The 18,244-nt window shown below is 43.9% G+C and carries 13 protein-coding genes, 1 pseudogene and 1 riboswitch; of the genes and pseudogenes, 12 read left to right on the forward strand and 2 right to left on the reverse strand.

Going from position 1 to position 18,244, the window contains the following annotated elements:
* From Q1Q15_RS24385 to Q1Q15_RS24430, 10 genes are all read left to right on the forward strand, one after another.
* The coding region (locus Q1Q15_RS24385; RefSeq protein WP_300465264.1) for a hypothetical protein at positions 1–182 on the forward strand (182 nt) is incomplete at its 5' end.
* Positions 183–237: 55 nt separating this feature from the next.
* Positions 238–2,010 (forward strand): GAF domain-containing sensor histidine kinase, encoded by a 1,773-nt coding sequence (locus tag Q1Q15_RS24390; protein ID WP_300465265.1) that lies wholly within the window; start codon positions 238–240, stop codon positions 2,008–2,010.
* Positions 2,003–3,403 (forward strand): sigma-54 dependent transcriptional regulator, encoded by a 1,401-nt coding sequence (locus tag Q1Q15_RS24395; protein WP_300465266.1) that lies wholly within the window; start codon positions 2,003–2,005, stop codon positions 3,401–3,403. Before Q1Q15_RS24390 ends, Q1Q15_RS24395 begins: the two co-directional genes overlap by 8 nt.
* A 376-nt stretch (positions 3,404–3,779) precedes the next feature.
* On the forward strand, positions 3,780–5,864 hold the full coding sequence (locus Q1Q15_RS24400; protein ID WP_300465267.1) for a hydantoinase/oxoprolinase family protein: 2,085 nt from the start codon (positions 3,780–3,782) through the stop codon (positions 5,862–5,864).
* Between the two features lie 56 nt (positions 5,865–5,920).
* The gene (locus tag Q1Q15_RS24405) at positions 5,921–7,684 is read left to right on the forward strand and encodes a hydantoinase B/oxoprolinase family protein (RefSeq protein ID WP_300465268.1); all 1,764 of its coding nucleotides are present in this window, start codon (positions 5,921–5,923) and stop codon (positions 7,682–7,684) included.
* Positions 7,685–7,844: 160 nt separating this feature from the next.
* Positions 7,845–9,395, forward strand: coding sequence for an AMP-binding protein (locus tag Q1Q15_RS24410; protein ID WP_300465269.1), 1,551 nt, complete (start codon positions 7,845–7,847; stop codon positions 9,393–9,395).
* A gap of 88 nt (positions 9,396–9,483) precedes the next feature.
* Entirely contained in the window at positions 9,484–11,034 is a 1,551-nt protein-coding gene (locus tag Q1Q15_RS24415) for an AMP-binding protein (protein WP_300465270.1), read from the forward strand.
* Positions 11,035–11,157: 123 nt separating this feature from the next.
* Positions 11,158–11,586 carry a VOC family protein gene (locus Q1Q15_RS24420; protein ID WP_300465271.1) on the forward strand — a complete coding sequence of 143 codons (429 nt, stop codon included), beginning with the start codon at positions 11,158–11,160 and terminating at the stop codon, positions 11,584–11,586.
* Positions 11,587–12,532: 946 nt separating this feature from the next.
* On the forward strand, positions 12,533–13,243 hold the full coding sequence (locus tag Q1Q15_RS24425) for an alkaline phosphatase family protein (protein WP_300465272.1): 711 nt from the start codon (positions 12,533–12,535) through the stop codon (positions 13,241–13,243).
* A gap of 218 nt (positions 13,244–13,461) precedes the next feature.
* A complete protein-coding gene (locus tag Q1Q15_RS24430; RefSeq protein WP_300465273.1) occupies positions 13,462–13,785 on the forward strand; it encodes a tetratricopeptide repeat protein in 324 nt (107 codons plus the stop codon).
* A 150-nt stretch (positions 13,786–13,935) separates the two neighbouring features.
* On the opposite strand, the gene Q1Q15_RS24435 is transcribed toward Q1Q15_RS24430, so the two are convergent.
* The gene (locus Q1Q15_RS24435) at positions 13,936–14,289 is read right to left on the reverse strand and encodes a DUF3088 family protein (RefSeq protein WP_300465274.1); all 354 of its coding nucleotides are present in this window, start codon (positions 14,287–14,289) and stop codon (positions 13,936–13,938) included.
* 349 nt (positions 14,290–14,638) lie between these two features.
* A riboswitch (cyclic di-GMP riboswitch) is annotated at positions 14,639–14,751 on the forward strand.
* 114 nt (positions 14,752–14,865) lie between these two features.
* Between Q1Q15_RS24435 and Q1Q15_RS24440 the strand changes: the two genes are divergently transcribed.
* Positions 14,866–16,953: a hypothetical protein gene (locus Q1Q15_RS24440; protein ID WP_300465275.1), complete on the forward strand. Its 2,088-nt coding sequence runs from the start codon at positions 14,866–14,868 to the stop codon at positions 16,951–16,953.
* 362 nt (positions 16,954–17,315) lie between these two features.
* Positions 17,316–17,657, forward strand: coding sequence for a PEP-CTERM sorting domain-containing protein (locus tag Q1Q15_RS24445; RefSeq protein ID WP_300465276.1), 342 nt, complete (start codon positions 17,316–17,318; stop codon positions 17,655–17,657).
* A 322-nt stretch (positions 17,658–17,979) separates the two neighbouring features.
* On the opposite strand, the pseudogene Q1Q15_RS24450 reads toward Q1Q15_RS24445, so the two are convergent.
* Positions 17,980–18,244, reverse strand: a pseudogene (locus tag Q1Q15_RS24450) (transposase); the annotation flags it as partial.

Genomic DNA, 18,244 nt, shown 5'->3' on the forward strand with positions numbered 1-18,244 from the left:
ACAGTTTTCTGGCTTTATTGGATACTCACAGAAAAGATAATGACGGGGGCTACCTGGAAATCATACAAGGCTTGCCTGCCGCGGTTTCGCAGGAGGGGGTGAACTGGCTCAATCATATCGTGGATGGGTTTTGCCGGAAGACGAAGGCAATTTTGCCATCACTGGCACTTTTTAAAGGATAACCAAACAACGGTTTCCCCCATCTGTTATTATTCTTCAGGGGTTCTCCTGGCATTTATGAAGGCGATTTCAAACCAACCGGATTTAATCTCAGAAGAGGTCAGCTGTATTGCAAAAGGAGACCCTGAATGTGAATTTGTCATTGGATCTAAAAAGGAGTTGAAAAAACAAAACATCCCGTTAACCGTCTGGGGTCCCACGCTGAGAGAAAAAGCCGAATATCTGGAAACATTGTTACAAAAAAAAGAACGGGCTGAAAAAGAGTTGATTGGAAAAAACGAAGAGTTGTTAATCATAAATCGGATCGGTACGGATATTAGTCAATCATTAAATCTTGATATCATTTTAAAACGATCCATTAATAATCTATCCAGGATTCTGGGAAACAAGGGAATCGGTATCTTTTTAATTGACCGGAAAAATAACGAACTTGTTTTTACGGCTCAAAAAGGACTTTCAAAAAGTTTTTTCAAACTGGTCTCTCGATTAAAGATAGGAGAAGGCGTGACAGGGAATGTTGCCGAACAACAAATTCCCATGGTATATAATAATGATACCGATTTTCCCCAACATATTAATGCTGCCGTAAAAAAAGAACAAATAAAATCGTTGTTATCTGTTCCGCTGAAAACCAAGAATATGATCGTCGGGGTTCTTAACATTACAACAAAAACCCCTTATCATTTTACGGCTGAAGAAGTCAAATTTATTTCCCGGATCGGGAACCAGATGGCCGTGGCAATAGAAAACGCCCGTTTATTAGAAGCGGTCAAAGAATCGGAAACAAAATATAAAACCCTGGTTGAGGACATTAATGACGGGTATTTTCTTTGCCAGGACAACAAAATCCTGTATACAAATACTGCTTTTTTATCCATGCATGGGTATGATGAGAAGGCGGTTCTGGGAAAGGATTTTAAGCCATTTTTATCCGAAAAAACCCTGGCCCAGGTGGAAAAAATATTGGCCGGCACCAGCGGGGAAAAAGAGATCCCCGATCACCTGGAATTTCTCCGAAACCACAGAAACGGTAAAAAACTGCCCACTGAATTAAAAATCAATCTGGTACAATTTAATGGCAAACCTGCTGTAATCGGCATTTTCAGAGATATCAGCATTCGCAAAGAAATGGAGCAAAAAATGATAGAACACCAGCGGTTAGCTTCCATTGGACAGTTAACCGCTGATATTGCCCATGAAATTCGAAATCCTTTATCGTCTATCAAAACCAATATCCAGGTCCTGGCAAACAAATTACACTTGCAGGGCTTCAATAAAAGACGAATGGAAATCGCGGTCAAGGAGATCCTGAGGCTGGACCACATACTTGAGGATGTCTTAAACTTTTCTGTTCCAGTGAAACTGCAACTGTCCCTGGATCATTTACACAATGTGATTGACAGTTGCATCGGACTCATCCAGGAAAAATTCAGAAGAACCCATATTAAAGTGATTCAAAAACTATCAGGGGATATCCCTAAAACAAAAATAAACACGGGAATGATCCAGCAGGTGATCCTCAATATTTTTTTAAATGCCATTGATGCCATGCCCCAGGGCGGGCAAATTGTCATTATGACCCAACGCATTCCGGCTGAGGTCGGCAATACCATCCGCCTTGACGTCATCGACTCCGGGTGCGGTATACCAGAAAGCAATCTAAAACGGGTATTTGATCCATTTTTCAGCACCAAAACCCAGGGTGCGGGACTGGGGCTTTCAAATGTTCAAAAAATTATCCGCGCTCATCATGGAAGCGTTGAAATCGATAGCCGAATAAACCAGGGAACCCATATTATTATCACACTTCCGGGAGATAACAATGACTAAAATTCTCATTGTTGATGATGAACAACTGATTCGTGAAACCCTTACAATGATTCTTATTGAAAAAGGATACACCGTCATCACGGCCGAAGACGGCACCACCGGTATTGAAACCTTTCAGAACGAACGACCGGATATGGTGATTCTTGACATCCGCCTGCCGGATATGAACGGTCTGGATGTGCTCAAACAAATAAAAGAACAAGATCGTGACATCAGTGTGATTATGATTACCGCATACCATGATATGGAAACCACCATCCAGGCCATGCGTTTCCAGGCATACGAATATATTCACAAACCCATTGATGCCTATGAACTGGAAGCGACCGTGGATAGGGTGGCTGAAAACCTGCGGGCTGACAGGCGGTCTAAAACGATTATCCTCCCGGACAACCCCCCCTATAAACCGGATAAGATTGTCGGAAAAAGCCGGGCAATTCAGGAAATTTTTAAAATCATCGGCTTGATTTCCGAAAATAAGGCACCTGTCCTCATACAGGGAGAAAGCGGTACCGGAAAAGAGTTGATAGCAAAAGCAATCCATTATAATAGTGTGAATCGATCAGAACCCTTTATTCCCATAAACTGTTCCGCTATTGTTGAATCCTTGCTGGAAAGTGAATTGTTTGGCCATGAGAAAGGGGCGTTTACCGGGGCAACCCAACGGAAAATAGGAAAAATTGAGCATGCCGGAAACGGCACGATCCTGTTAGATGAAATTGGAGAAATTTCCCCCGCTATCCAGGTAAAACTTCTCAGGTTCCTGCAGGAGAAAGAATTTGAACGCGTGGGGGGGGTTGAGCGCATTTCATCCAATGTAAGGGTCATTTCTGCAACAAATAAACGCTTATCAGAATTGATACAACAAGACCACTTTCGAAAAGATCTTTACTACCGCCTGAAAGTCATAGAAATCAATGTCCCCCCCCTTCGGGACAGGAAAGAAGATATTCCGTTGCTATTAGAACATCTGATCAATAAAATTAATGCCGAACTCCAGAAAAACGTCACCCGGATTTCAAACCAAGTGATGGATGCAATTCTTGGATATCACTGGCCCGGAAATATCAGGGAATTGGAAAACATGTTGACCCGTGCCGTTGTTCACTCTTCGGGCACGGTGCTGCAACGGGATTCTTTTCCCGATCTTTTCAATTTGAAAAATGGGTCTGAAACACCTGATAAGATCATATCATTGACCCAATTAGAGAAAGAACATGTCATAAAAGCCTTGCAACATACAAACTGGAATAAAGGCGATGCCTGTAAACTTCTTGGGATCTCAAGGCCCACATTGCGGGATAAAATCAAAAAATACGACCTTAAAAAAAATAACCTGCCTGTTTGCAGGCCGAAAGCCTCAAGACTGGACGTTGACCCCTCGGCTTTTTGAAAAAATCTTTCAATCGGTGTTGAAAGCTTCTTTTCATCGTGTATACATAAAACATACCGGGTTCCATCCATTATCATAAAAAATCCTTATAAAATCAGCAGGTAATAAAAGAATAACGACAATCTCTTTCTTGGCATGCATTGTGAAATAATAAGTTTTCAATACGGACTAACCCCCATTACCCTGGGCGGACAAAAATATGAAAGATAGGGGACACACTCACAATGAGCATGACCCGTTATAACACTTTGAAATTAACACTTTTCGATCTGTGCGGTTAGCCAATGGCTAAACACTTCTAACCGCACAGGTAGAAACTTTTCAGGGTCTTTTCATATCACTTGTACCCCGGTAAAAACAAAAGAGGAGGAAACGGATGAAATACATTATAGGTGTGGACGTTGGTGGAACGTTTACAGACCTTGTCTGCATGGATGAGCGTGGTAATTCTTTGATCACAAAGACGCCCTCAACGCCGGACGATCCATCGGTGGCGATTATGAAGGGTCTGACAAAGGTCGGAAACAAGCTGGATAAAGACCTCCAGACATTACTTAAGGAAACAGCCCGCATTACACACGGCACCACTGTCAGCACCAACACGGTTCTTACATGGACGGGTGCGAAGGTCGGTATGTTATGTACAAAAGGATTCAGAGATGTTTTGGGCATTCGTTTCGGCATCAGGGAAAATCCCTACAATTTCAAAATTCCGCAACCCGCCACACTCTGCCCCAGATACCTGCGGCTGCCCGTTGAAGAGCGCATCAATTCCAATGGCGATGAAGTGGTTCCATTAAATGAGGAAGATGTTATCAAGGCCTGTGAATACTTCAAACAGCAGGCAGTAGAAGCGGTTGCCATCTGCTTTTTATGGTCTTTTAAAAACACGGAACATGAAAAAAAAGCACTGGAAATCTGCCGACGGGAACTGCCGAACGTTTATGTATGCGCCTCCTATGAAATTCAACCGGAAATTCGGGAATACTGGCGAATGAGCACCACTGTGATTAACGCCTATGTCGGTCCCAAATTATCCGGGTATTTAAAGCACCTGAAATCTTCCCTGGAAGCGGCAGGGTTTACAGGTCAATTGCTCATCACCCAGTCCAATTCCGGCGTCATCTTTCCGGAAGTCGCCATGGAGCAAGCCGTCAGGACCGTTCTCTCCGGGCCGGCGTGTGCGCCGGCTGCCGCAGCCCATGTCGGGAAATCGCTAGACTTGCAGAACGCTATTACGGTGGATATGGGGGGAACTAGTTTTGACGTCTGCCTTATTAAAGACGGTAAACCGGCCACTGCTCTCGAAAGCGCTGTAGGCGGTGTTTACCATATGAAACTCCCCCTGGTAGATGTGCGCACCATTGGTACCGGGGGCGGCAGTATCGCCTGGCTGGACAAAATGAAGGTCTTGCACATGGGGCCCCAGAGCGCCGGGGCCGACCCTGGACCGGCCTGCTATAACAAAGGTGGACGAGAACCCACCTGCACCGACGCTGATCTGGTTTTGGGATATTTGAGCCCCGAGTTTTATTTGGGGGGAGAAATGGGGTTGCATCCGGAACTGGCCCATAAGGCCATCAAGGAAAAAATCGCTGAGCCCCTTGGGGTGAATGTGGCAGAGGCGGCATGGACCATGCGTCAGGTCATTGACCATCATATGGTGGACGGCATTTCCATTGTGTCTGTTCAGCGAGGGGAAGACCCAAGGAAATACACCTTGGTGGTCGCCGGCGGTGCCGGGGCTGTTCACGCCGCCAGTCTGGCGAAAGTAATTGGCATCAAGCGCCTGTTGATTCCCAAGACCTCCTCTGTTTTTTGCGCACTGGGAGGCGTTATTGCTGATGTACGGCACGACTTTGTCACCTCTATTACCAGCCGAACCAGCGATATTGATCTTGATAAATTCAATGATGCATTTCAGCAAATAACAGATATTGGCGACGCTTATTTAGAAAGAGAAGAGGTTTCCGTGAAGGATCGCTATTACATCAGATCCGTTGACATGCGTTACAAAGGTCAATACCACGAATTGGAAGTCCCTGTGCCGAAAAAAACCTTGATAGCGGATGACCAAAACATTGACGCGGAGACCATGGAAAACCTGGTGGAGGATTTTCACCAAATGCATGAAACGCTATACTCCTATCGGGATACAACTGAAACGGAAATCCTCAATATCAGAATGGCGGCTTGCGGAAAAGTCCATACGCCCGCGCTCGTGGAAGAGGCTTTTGCTGGACGTGAATCTGCTGAGTATAAAAAAGGGGAACGGCAAGCCTATTTTGAAGAGACAGACGGATATATCAATACACCGGTATACGATGGCGATAATATGGGCGTTGGGAACGTGGTGGAGGGACCCGCCATTGTTGAGTTAAGCACCACGACCATTATTATTCCGCCAAAATCGAATCTGGAGCTTACACCATTTAGCAGTTTCCTGGTCGAATTAAACTAACCACGAGCTATGAGTCATTAGCTTCCCCGCAAAGCGGGAAGAAGGAGGAACTCGATATGACAGATACTTATAAAATTAGAATTAAACCGGCTGATTTTTCCGTGCTCACATCTGCCGTGTTTACCATTGCCAGGGAAATGGGATTAAACATGGAACGAACGGCCCGGGCGCCTATTTACTTTTCAGCCCATGATTTTTGCACCTCCATTTTGAATAAGGATGCCGAGCTGGTGGCGTTGGCAGAGTATATTCCCGTCCTTGCCGGCGCAACTCCTTTTGCCGTAAAGGCAGTCATGGCGTATTTCAAGGATGATATCAATCCGGGAGATGTCTTTCTGGTCAATGACCCATACACCCTGGACGGCGGGAATCAAATGGCAGACTGGTGTATTGTTTATCCCGTGTTCCACGGGGACGAACACATGTTATGGATTGGGAACAAAGCCCATCAACAGGATACCGGCGGTGGTGCTCCCGGAGGCTATAATCCCAATGCCATTGATGTGTACGCCGAAGGTCTCCGAATACCCCCGCTTCGAATTATTCGAAAGGGACGGGAGCGAAAAAGCGTTCTCAATCTCATCATGACCAATGTCAGAATACCGGATGTTCAATACAGCGACCTGCTTTCTTTGATCGGCGCCGCCCGGGTGGCGGAAAAGCGTCTCAATAAACTCATCGACACCTATGGAAAGAAGACCTTCAACACCTTTTTGGAAGATCTTCTGGCGTATGGTGAATTCCTGATGCGTGAGGAAATCACCAAAATTCCGGATGGCACGTATCACAGTGAAATTACCGGTTCCATGGACGCGCCTGCCGTTGTCTGCGATCTAACGGTCTCAGGGGATAAAATCGTTGTTGATTTCAGCAAAAGCGGCCCCATGAGTGTGGAATATATCAACAGTCCCATTGCCAATACGAGCAGTGCGATTTATCAATCCATCCTCCAGTCCATTGGCAAGAACCTCCAGGTCCGTTGCGGTGGCTGTTACAGACCTGTGGAAATTCGCACCCAACTCGGCACGGTGACCCATGCAGCCTTTCCGGCCACCCATGGAAACTGCACAAATTTTGTTGCCAAACAGATCATTGAAGCCGTCTGGACTGCTCTGGCCCAGATTGCACCCAAAGATACGCCCGCGGGCTGGGGATCGATCCCCTATTGGGTGTTTAGCGGCATTGACCCGAGAAGAAAAGAAGGTTACGGGTCTCCCGACTTTCTTTCCTGTGCCTCGGGCGCCGGCGCCATACATGATGTAGACGGCTGGTCCACCAACGGACCTGTCATTTGCAGCGGCACCCTTTACTACCCGGAAGTGGAAGTATGTGAAGCGCTTTATCCCATGGTGTGGAAGCGGTGGGAATGGGCAACCGACTCTGCCGGCCCCGGCAAATGGCGCGGGGGACTCGGCGTTCATAACGAGTGGGAGGCGGATTCCGACCCGGAACCCATATTCCTGCATTATGCGGCGGATCCGTATGATTATATTGCAGCGCCATGCATTGAGGGCGGGAAACTGCCCCCCCCAAATATTAAAGAGCTTTATTTTGCCAACGGTGAAACAGTTGACAATGAACAGGTACGGAAAACCAAATCCTTTGTGCTTCACAGTGGAGACAAGGTCGTTGATTTCGTTCAGGGGGGATGTGGTGTGGGCGACCCTTTTGAAAGAGAGATTCAAGACGTGGTGGCCGATGTCAGGGATGAATTCGTTTCAATTGAAAGTGCTAAAAAAGACTATGGAGTGAGGATAGATCCGAAAACATTTGAGGCGGATATGGAAGCGACCCAACAACTGCGGAATTCAAAAAGTTAAGGTCATGTAAATCAGCAGCGTAGGTCCTGGAAACCCAACCGGACCTGCGCTGTCTCTCATATTTTTAGATAGTTAATCTATATTTTATCTCTGGTACATATTTTGCTATCAAATAAATGACAACTTTATTTTAACCAAACTAAACACTGGAGGAAATCAAATGGTTATAGGAGACGCATTAAACAGGTGTGTTAAAAATTATCCGGACAAAATTGCATTTAAAGATGAATACAATAAATTTTTTTCCCAAGGGACTTCTTTTTCTTACAAAGAAATCAACGAACGAATAAATTGTTTGTGCAACAACCTGCTGTCACTGGGATTAAAAAAAGGAGATCGGGTGGCCGTACAAACCGGAACCGGTACGGGCGCTTTTATCTCCCTGATGGCGCTTTTAAAAGTCGGACTGGTCATTGCCCCCATAGACAGAACCTTTATGCAGGATGAAATTCGTTACCAGATTGAAGACAGTGGGGCAAAAGCATTTATTATCGACACGGATATTTACGAAAAAAAAATCGCTCCCATCAGAGAGGCGCTTGCCTCCATTGAATTTTTTATTGGAATTGGAGACCCGGATGTCTGTGATTATAACTTTCAAACCTTCATGGAAAACGGTTCTGCCCAAGAACCTGACATCCAAGTGGATGAAAATGATATTGCCACGCTGATCTATACCAGCGGCACAACCGGCCGGCCCAAAGGGGTTCCCCTGACACACAAAAACTGGATGACCAGCGCACTCATCTGGGTCGCCGAATTATCCATTCACCCTTATACCCGATGGGCACTGGTCATGCCGTTGCACACATCCGGTGGAACCGGCATGAGTATTGTATCCGCCTGCCGGGGGTGTACCCTCACGGTAGCAAATCCTGACGCTGAAAAAATCCTGCATATTATTGGGAAAGACCGTATTACATTTATCCAGTTCAGCCCGACACTGCTGGCCATTATGCTTCAGCATCCCAATGTGGACAAAACGGATTTCTCACACATCGAGCAATGGTTTACCTCCGCCGCCCCCATATCAGCAGAATTACTGACCAAAGGCGCCAAATACTTAGGCGACAATTTCACACAACTTTACGGAACCAGTGAAACGGCCCTTCTTGGAACGGTGATGCGCCCCCAGGAAGTTGCCCTTGAAGGGCCCGCATCCAAACGGTTGACATCCATCGGCCGGGCCTGTCTCAATTATCAAGTAAAAGTCGTGGATGATGATGACAACGAACTGGGACCCGGAGACACCGGAGAAATTGCCATCCGCGGAGATGCAGTGGTCAAGGGATACTGGAACCGACCGGATGTAGACGATTTTAGAAACGGCTGGTGGTATTCCGGTGATGTCGTGAAAATCGATGAGGATGGGTTCTACTATGTGGTCGACCGGAAAAAAGACATGATCCTTTCCGGTGGTAACAATGTCTATCCCCGGGAAATAGAAGATGTGATTTCAAAGCATCCCGCCGTTGAAATCGTATCGGTTATCGGGGTGCCGTCGGAAAAATGGGGAGAAGAAGTAAAAGCGGTCATAGTTCCCACTGATGGTGTCGCCGTCACCGAGGATGAAATTATCGAATTTTGCAGGGAACGAATGGCCTCCTACAAAAAGCCAAAAACCGTTGATTTTTTAGAAATGTCCGAAATGCCCATGACAGGAGGAAGTTATAAAATCCTTAAGCGGGTTTTAAGGGAAAGATACCAATAATCTAAAAAAAAGGATGTTACAAAGAATCAGGAAAAATGGTTAACAAAACACCGTCTTGATTTCTGAATTAAAAACAGGAGAGACTTAAATGGTTATCGGTGATGCATTAAACAGGTGTGTCAAAAATTATCCGGACAAGCTTGCATTTAAAGACGAATATGGAAAATTTTTTGCGAAAGGTGTCTCTTTTTCATATAAAAAGCTGAACCAAACCATCAATTGTTTGTGCAATAACCTATTGTCGCTGGGACTGAAAAAAGGGGACCGGGTAGCCGTACAAACCGGAACCGGAACGGGCTTTTTCATATCCCTGCTGGCGCTTTTAAAAGCCGGTCTGGTCATAGCCCCCATTGATCTAACCTTTATGAAGGATGAAATCACTTACCAGGTAGAAGACAGTGGGGCAAAAGTCTTTATCGTCGACACTGATATTTATGATAAAAAAATTTTACCAATCAAAAAAGCCCTTACATCTGTTGAATATTTTATTGGGATAGGAGATCCAGATATCTGTGAGTATCATTTTCAAACCTTAATGGAAAAAGGATCTTCCAGGGAACCCGAGGTTCAGGTGGATGAAAATGATATTGCCACGCTGATCTATACCAGCAGCACAACCCGCCATCCCAAAGGGGTTCCGCTGACACACCGAAACTGGTTGACCAGCGCACTCATAATGACAAGCGAATTTTCCATACACCCGTATACCCGATGGGCATTGTTCATGCCGTTGCACACATCCGGCGGGACCGGTCTGAGCATTGTATCCGCCTGCCGGGGATGCAGCCTTACGGTATCAAATCCTGCCATTGAAAAAATCCTGCGGATTATTGAACAGGACCGCATTACATTTACCCAGTTCAGCCCAACGTTGCTGGCCATGATGCTTCAGCATCCTGATGTGAATAAAACCGATTTCTCTCACATTGAAAAATGGTTTACCTCTGCGGCCCCCATATCCGCCGAACTATTGGCAAAAGGGGCCCAATACCTTGGTGACAATTTCGTTCAGCCCTATGGAACCAGCGAAACAGCCCTGCTTGGTACGATTTTATGTCCCCAGGAGGTCACACTTGAAGGCCCCGCATCCAGGCGGTTAACATCCATCGGCCGGGCCTGTCTGGGATATCAGGTAAAGGTTGTAGATGGCTATGACAATGAACTGGGACCCGGTGAAACCGGTGAAATTGCCATTCGCGGAGATGCAGTGGTCAATGGATACTGGAACCGGCCGGATGAGGATGATTTTAGAGACGGGTGGTGGTATTCCGGTGATGTTGTAAAAATTGATGAAGACGGATTTTATTATGTTGTTGATCGAAGAAAAGACATGATTGTCTCCGGCGGCAACAATGTTTCTCCCCGGGAAGTGGAAGATACCATCTCAAAACATCCTGCCGTTAATATTGTAGTGGTCATCGGCGTATCCTCTGAAAAATGGGGAGAAGAGGTAAAAGCAGTCATCGTTCCCTTTGAACATACCCATATTACTGAAGCTGACATTATTGATTTTTGCAGAGAACGGCTGGCGTCATACAAAAAACCCAAAAGTGTTGATTTTATAGATATGTCGGAAATGCCCGCAACAGGCGGAAGTTATAAAATCCTTAAACGGGTTTTAAGAGAAAGATACCCATAATTGATATGGGGTCAGGCTTGGCTCATCGGCTTATTGACATAAAAGAAGGTCAAACCCGTCCTATTGGTACAATAAGCCAAGCCTGACCCCATATACACCATATACAAAAACAAGGAGTCAAAGATGAAAGTCACGTCCATTGATCATATCTGCCTTGCCGTTAGAAACCTTGCACAGGCCAAAAAAATATATGAAGACACCCTGGGACTTGAACTGGCCCAGGAATATGTGGCGGAAAGTGAAAAGATAAAGGTTGCCCGATATTATCTGGGAGATCTTGCCCTTGAATTGATGGAAGCCACATCCCCTGATGGAGATGTGGCAAAATTCATCAAAAAAAGAGGAGAAGGCGTTTTCCTGATTTCCTACCGGACAGATGATGTTGAAAAAGGATTAAAAGAGTTAAAAACCAAAGGTAAAAAATTGATTGATGACAAACCAAGAGAGCTGTTTGGAAACCGATATGCGTTTATCATGCCCCCCACTGAAACCTGCGGGGTTCTAACCGAGATACTTGATGGGACGTACACGAATAGAGAAAATCCAAGATGAAACGATCCTTGGACATGGATGTGAACCGGGTCAACAATTTCGGGTATTCTCTCCTCTTGTTTGCGCTCTATTTTTAAACCATTCATTTTCATCGACAGGTGTCACACCACAAGCTTTTTCATCCTTTCGTTTGAGATCGATGGCTTCTTCAGGGAAGGGACTGATACAAAGGCCACAGCAATTGCAAATATAAAATTGACCGTCTTGAACATTACTGGTTAGGTGAACGGGACCAACCTCTTCAGATTTTTCAAGAATTTTATGGGATTATAAATCATGATACAGAATTTTGAATACTCCCATTTGGTCTGCCAGGATAATTAAAATTTTTATAAGATCCCTACTTGACTGCACTTAAGTATTATTATTCCTGTCCCGAGGATTCAAAGCACTGACTCCTTTAGGATACCAGCGGTAACCCGAACGGAAATTCCGAGAAAAATCGATTCTGACCAAGAATCTTTGACTCTTGAGATTCGAAAAAAACCTCTACTATATTGTGGTCTAAATGATTTTAAATAAAGTGTGGACTGACAGGGAAAGTCTTGGGTGGGCATACGTCCGAAAAACCGGGTCTGTTCTGGAATTAGTCCTCGCGATAAAACAATTTCAAAAATTTTTAAATCCACTGCACCCCGTCCATTATCAGATGCCAATTTTTATTAAGGGTCAAACGTAGACGCGACCCCTTTTATTATTGTATTAAAGAAAACGGTATATGACGGGCTTCGTTCCTCTCATTATTGATTGTATTTTCGAAAAGTTTATACCCGGTTCTTGATCAACGGATCGACAGTGTGGCAGGAAATAAATTTATCAATAGAAGGAGATTCTTTTGAATAAAGCACGAAATACCGATAAAAAATATGCACGGGTTTTCATTATAATCATTCTTATACTGGCATTGCTACCATGCCTGGTATCGGCTGGAGAAATCAAATCCGTTTTGATTATTTCCATTGACGCCCTTCATCCAGAGGCATTAGGAGAAAATACATCTAAAACAATTCATTCGGTTATGAAAAGAGGGGTCTTTACCCTCAAAGGACAAAGCACTTCTCCACCATTGACTTTATTGAGTCATGCAGCCATGTTTTCCGGTATTGATCCAAATGATGGCGGTCGCAAAGACAATTCATGGCAATCAGGCCAAAAAAAAATCGGTCTTGAAACAATTTTTGATGATGCAAAATCTAAAAATTTTTCAACCGGATTTTTCTATTCCAAAAACAAACTCGGATTCTTGATTTCAGATTCAATTGAGCAACATCAGCTAGATCCGGATTTTTCAGTTGAAAACGCAATAGCTTTCTTTAAAAAAACTGACCGGAAACAATTTTGTTTCCTTCATGTCAGCGGTCTGGACATAACAGGACCAGTTGAAGGTTGGCTTACCAAAGGTTACATGGAAGAATTGTTTTTTATAGATGAAAATCTATCCTCTTTGGTTGAGTTGATTACATCAAAAAAAGGGTTCCTTCTCATTGTTACAAGCGACCACGCCGGGCATGGCAGGATTCATGGTAGCGATCACCCGGAGGATGCAAAACTTCCTTTGGTTATGCTTTCTGACATTGCCGACCTTAAACAATATCAAGATATGAATTATAATGTCATAAACCTTAAATCCATGTTGCAAAACATCCTTGGTTTGTAAATTAATTGACCGTGAACAAAACGGTATCATCGTCCAGTACTGAAGCAAGGTGAGGTGTTATTTTTTTTTCGTATCTTAAGGTGACACAGATTGATAGGGAAAGTCTGAGGCACTGATCAGCCGAAAAAAAATAGACTTTGCACTGAAGGTAGTCCACCCGTTTGCCGTAAAAATTTTAAAATTCTTGTGGGTCCATGTTTATCTCCGAGATAGAGGCGATGATCGAGACACTGACCCTCAGAGCCACGGCTGCTGGAAATGATGACGATTTTAAAACGGCTTTTTTAAACATGGAATTGGCTTTGTGGATGACTCAAAGCCTTGAAAAGAAATGCCTTGAAGCTGTTTTACTTAACAATTTGGGACTTCTTTACACCATGCAGGGTGCCTGGGACAGAGCCATACTCACTTTTGACCACTCAATGGAAATTGCATTTGATTCATGCACTTCTCAAGGCAATTTTCTAACCATTCTTAATAAAAACATTTCATGTCTCTTTGACCCTAAGATTGCCAAACCTGGCGATTCTGATAACGATTAAAAATTGTTGCCCCGTCAAACAAGGAATTATATCCTGGAGGTTATCACAGGGGTAGTCTGGGGCCGTTATCATCGAAAAAACTGGACTTGGCCGATAGGTAGTCTTCGCTATTATTCCATAAAAATAAATCCATCCCCTTTTCCCTGATATTTAATCTTGCGGATGAGGCATTATCCCATTATATGTTTGGGCCAGAAAGTTGCAGATGGATATGGAATCGTCAATAAATGCCTTGCCGGTGGTCATACTTTTTTTAATACCGTCAAAGGAAACGGAATCATCCGGCAGCACAAGCACAGGAGAACCCTGGTTCTCTTCTCCCAGCGGTTCAATGATTTCAGGCCGGGGCCGTTGGAAATCCACATGGATGATATCCACCTGTTCCTTAATTTTCGGGTTGTAAATAAAAAATCCTTCTACAATACCGCAGTCCGGGCAGTAAAAGGGGCCTTGATCCGGCGCATCATACCAGGTGTTGAGCATATAAAGGACAGGTTTGCCCATATGATGTTCTCCTTTTTTTCAATATTGATGGAAATTTTACAGGTACCAGGAATATAACAGCTTGTAAAGAGTGAGTGTGGAGGCCCCTGTTATCCAAAGTATGAAATCACAGGGAAAGTCTTGGGTAGCTTTTCTATCATAGAAAACCCGGATTTCACGTTAAGCCTTCTCATGGAAGTGCTCACTCCATCACCAAACTATAAAATAATATTTTACGATTTTAATAGTTTAAAAAAACATTCATTTTTTCATTATCTAAATCGATCTAAAAATTGAATTTAAATTTAAAATTAAGGGTTTCCCCGATTGACAGGTCAAAAAAATTATACTATGCGATAATCAATATACAAGATTACATAGCCAAACCTGTTGAGAAGCGGGGACGGAAAGCCAAAGGGTCTTTTAATTATATTGGCGGACACCTGTCGCGACCTTAATTTGCGTGTGATCTTGGTTATAGATATCTGGATTGCGGTGATCTTCATTGTCTTGACAAAAGGCAAAAAAGTATTTTTTTATCCGTGAAGATATCCTCCGCTGTAGAGATGGCCGACTCCAGTCAAAGGAAATGAAACAATGAAACAGAAGTCTTCATATATATGTCTTGCTTTTATATCCCTTCTCACGTCAGCAATTGTCTGGGCAGCACATTCAGATATTAATAATGACACGGTTTTTGATTTAAGAGATATTCATTCCATTCTCCAAATTTGTTCCGGCAATCACTTTGCAGCACCCTATCCCGAAGAGACGGATGTCAACAAGGACAATAAGGTCGGAATGGAAGAGGCTATTTACAATTTAGGACGGCTTGAAAACAGCGACGGGATGAGCAGCGAATTTACCCTCCGCCCAGAAGGAGGTACGATCTCGGCAGGTGGGAACAGCATCGAGGTTATTATTCCGTCGGATGCTGTGGTACACCCTACCCGGATGATCGTTTCGATCCCTGACAACTACCCAGTTATTCAGGAAATTACCCCCCTGCGGGTTGTTCAAATAGGTCCGGTTGAGCTTAAATTTAATGAACAAGTCAACATGCGGATTCACTATGACCCGGCGGAACTGCCGGTGGGATATCATTATGCAGCGCTTCAAATTTGCAGGATCTCAGGGAATCAGTGGCAGCCGGTCAAAACATCGGTTTCCCCCTATGGCCAATATGCAACCACACCAATAGACCGTTTCGGCACCTATTGTCTGGCCGTCATGAATTATACTCTGATACACCCTGGCCGTGCCATAATCACAACCATGGCGGAACTTGAATCCTTCGCGGGTTATCAGGGAATTGCCGGGAGTATAGAAATAAGCGGTAAGGATATAACCAGCCTGGAAACCCTTTCTTCGCTGAAGTGGACTTCAAGAATCAAGATTTCTGATTGTGACAGCCTGGTTAGCCTGGCCGGGCTGTCGTCGCTGGAATATGTGTCAGATTTTATTCAGGTTATTAACAATCCTCAATTGCAAGATTTTTCTTTACCAGCCTTAAAATCAATCGGCTCAAATTGTTGGATTGGCAGAAATGCTGCGCTTGCATCTGTTAACATGCCGAAGCTGAAACAAGCCGGCAAAAACCGAACAGATAATTTTGAGATATGTGACAACCCGAAACTTGAATACATTGGCAACCTCAATTCACTGGAAACGCTTTCCGGCTCTTTGCTCATTAAAAATAACAGCCTGCTGAGAAACCTTGAGGGACTAAACGGTCTGATTTCTATCGGAAATTCGTTGGGGATCTCCTATCTGGAAAATCTTGTGTCTCTTCAAGGTATCACATCCCTTGAGCGGGCTGGAAGTCTTTCTATCAATAATTGCAACGGTCTACCGACGCTTGGCGGCTTAAGCACTCTCCGATTCGTTGAAACTGATATCAGGATAGAATCTAACAACGCATTGAACCTGTTGACCGGATTGAATGCAGCAATCGGCGGAGGATTGACTATCAAGGAAAACCCTTCCTTGGTCAACATGAGCGGACTGGGTGTTACGACAGTGGGCGACAACGTGAATTTATGGAAAAACAATGGTTTAACAAACCTTAACGGACTTTCAATTATTCAGAAAATGGCAGGGCTCCAGATAGAACACTGTGCCTCTCTGAGGACCCTTTCCGGGATCGGGAACCATCCTCTTATCGGGGTAATTTTGATTCATGACAATGATTCTCTTCTTAATCTGAACGGGCTTGAATCGGTCATCCAAGCCCATTTTGTGCAGATATATGACAATAAGGTCCTTGAGAATCTGAACGGTCTAAACCAGTTGACCCATGTGGAAAATCTGTTAATCATTCAACAGAACGAACAACTTGAAAATATAGATGCATTGTCTGCGCTTTTTAATATTGGCGGCCTGAGGATTCAAAGTAATCCAAATCTGCAGTCCGTATCAGGGTTATCCGGGCTCACCCGATTGGGCTGGACTGGAACACCAACCACAAGCTTTTTCGAATTTATTGATTGTGATGATGTAACCACCATCGAGCCGTTGACGCATCTTCAGGTGAACCCTGCCACAGGCTTTGTAATTCCTGACCACCTGATGATCACCGAAAATGCGGATCTGCCCCTCGGTGATGCCTCTGCCAGACTTTTTTTAAAGGCGCTGGGCGGTGAATCCGTCATCGGAGGGGAGATCATCATCGGGCAAAATACCTGATATAAAAAAGACAGAAGTCTTTAGGCTGTAACCGTTCGGGAGGCATCAAAGCCGATTTTAACGCTTCCAATGCTAATTTGACGAGAATGATACCATTAATCAGACATCATAGCTTTCCTATTTAAAAACATCTGGATCTTTGGGATATCCGCAACCATGATCCACCTAAGATAGAACCTGTTTATATTCCTGAATTAACATATGTTGAAGATTTAGATTATGCTAATTGGAACGCTCTAAACGGACAAATCGCTGTTGATTCAACAAATGCCTCCAATCACGCATTAAATTTTTCAACCGACATAGGAGGGGGTGACACATACTCAATTTCTAATTTTGTTGTTTCTGCCCCAGGTACATTTTTGATAGAATTTGACTATTATAGCAATGATGATTCACCTAATAATGGCGGTGGGTTTATTGGCCTTGATTTAGATGGTACTCATACTTGGTTAATGGGTAATAATTACAGTGGTGTTGCATATATACCTCTATCGAACAGTCAGTGGGTGTCTGTTTCCCACACCTTCACAACCAGTTATTCTCAATTGAGTTTAATGCTTGAAGATTTTCATGCTCCAGGAGAAAATGCTTATTTTGATAATATAAAACTTTCGACTGCCCCTGTCCCCGAACCTGCAACAATGTTACTTTTTGGTATTGGCCTTTTAGGTCTTGCAGGAGTTAATAGAAGAAAAAAATAAAATCATATTGGATCAACTTTAAGCTGAAGCAGGGTCTTTTAATAGTTGGGCCCTGCTTTTTTATTTCTTTTTTAGTCATTCAAAGGCCCAAAGATTAAATTCAACTCTTCATCCTCCTGGCCCCAAATATTTTTGTTGTAATCAACTTAAGTATTATTATCCATGTGAAAACTTTTAGAAGGCTTGGATTGTTACAGATACCATATCTATCTTTAACAATTTTGAAATAGGAATAAAGTGTTTAATATTTCTGTCTACAGTCCCTGCAAGCCTATAACTCGATGATCAAGTTTTTTGTGTTCGCCTTTTGGCTACAGTATCATCAGGCAGCCTTTTTATACTTCAAAGCTGGAGACGGTTCAAGGCGACCGATTTGCCTGCCCGCCATATGCTTCGACGATGGTCGCAACTTAACGACATTGTTCTCAAGCATCTCGACAATTTTTTTCAACTTCTGTTGTGGCCTTTCATCACAAGCAATTTCCTGAATAAACGCCACAAGACATTCTACTTTAATCTTACTCACCAGGCTTCCTACAGTGCATGCGGGAAGGTTGTTTTCCAAAAAGGCCAGTTGATCGGGATGA

This window comes from Desulfobacula sp., from assembly GCF_030145145.1.
Classification (GTDB): Bacteria; Desulfobacterota; Desulfobacteria; order Desulfobacterales; family Desulfobacteraceae; genus Desulfobacula.

Excerpts from the sequence above, each read along its gene's own strand:
- Q1Q15_RS24435 (WP_300465274.1), bottom strand. The coding sequence starts at position 14,289 with ATGGGCAAACCTGTCCTTTATATGCTCAACACCTGGTATGATGCGCCG.
- Q1Q15_RS24410 (WP_300465269.1), top strand. The coding sequence starts at position 7,845 with ATGGTTATAGGAGACGCATTAAACAGGTGTGTTAAAAATTATCCGGAC.
- Q1Q15_RS24440 (WP_300465275.1), top strand. The coding sequence starts at position 14,866 with ATGAAACAGAAGTCTTCATATATATGTCTTGCTTTTATATCCCTTCTC.
- Q1Q15_RS24430 (WP_300465273.1), top strand. The coding sequence starts at position 13,462 with ATGATCGAGACACTGACCCTCAGAGCCACGGCTGCTGGAAATGATGAC.
- Q1Q15_RS24395 (WP_300465266.1), top strand. The coding sequence starts at position 2,003 with ATGACTAAAATTCTCATTGTTGATGATGAACAACTGATTCGTGAAACC.
- Q1Q15_RS24405 (WP_300465268.1), top strand. The coding sequence starts at position 5,921 with ATGACAGATACTTATAAAATTAGAATTAAACCGGCTGATTTTTCCGTG.
- Q1Q15_RS24420 (WP_300465271.1), top strand. The coding sequence starts at position 11,158 with ATGAAAGTCACGTCCATTGATCATATCTGCCTTGCCGTTAGAAACCTT.
- Q1Q15_RS24400 (WP_300465267.1), top strand. The coding sequence starts at position 3,780 with ATGAAATACATTATAGGTGTGGACGTTGGTGGAACGTTTACAGACCTT.
- Q1Q15_RS24415 (WP_300465270.1), top strand. The coding sequence starts at position 9,484 with ATGGTTATCGGTGATGCATTAAACAGGTGTGTCAAAAATTATCCGGAC.
- Q1Q15_RS24390 (WP_300465265.1), top strand. The coding sequence starts at position 238 with ATGAAGGCGATTTCAAACCAACCGGATTTAATCTCAGAAGAGGTCAGC.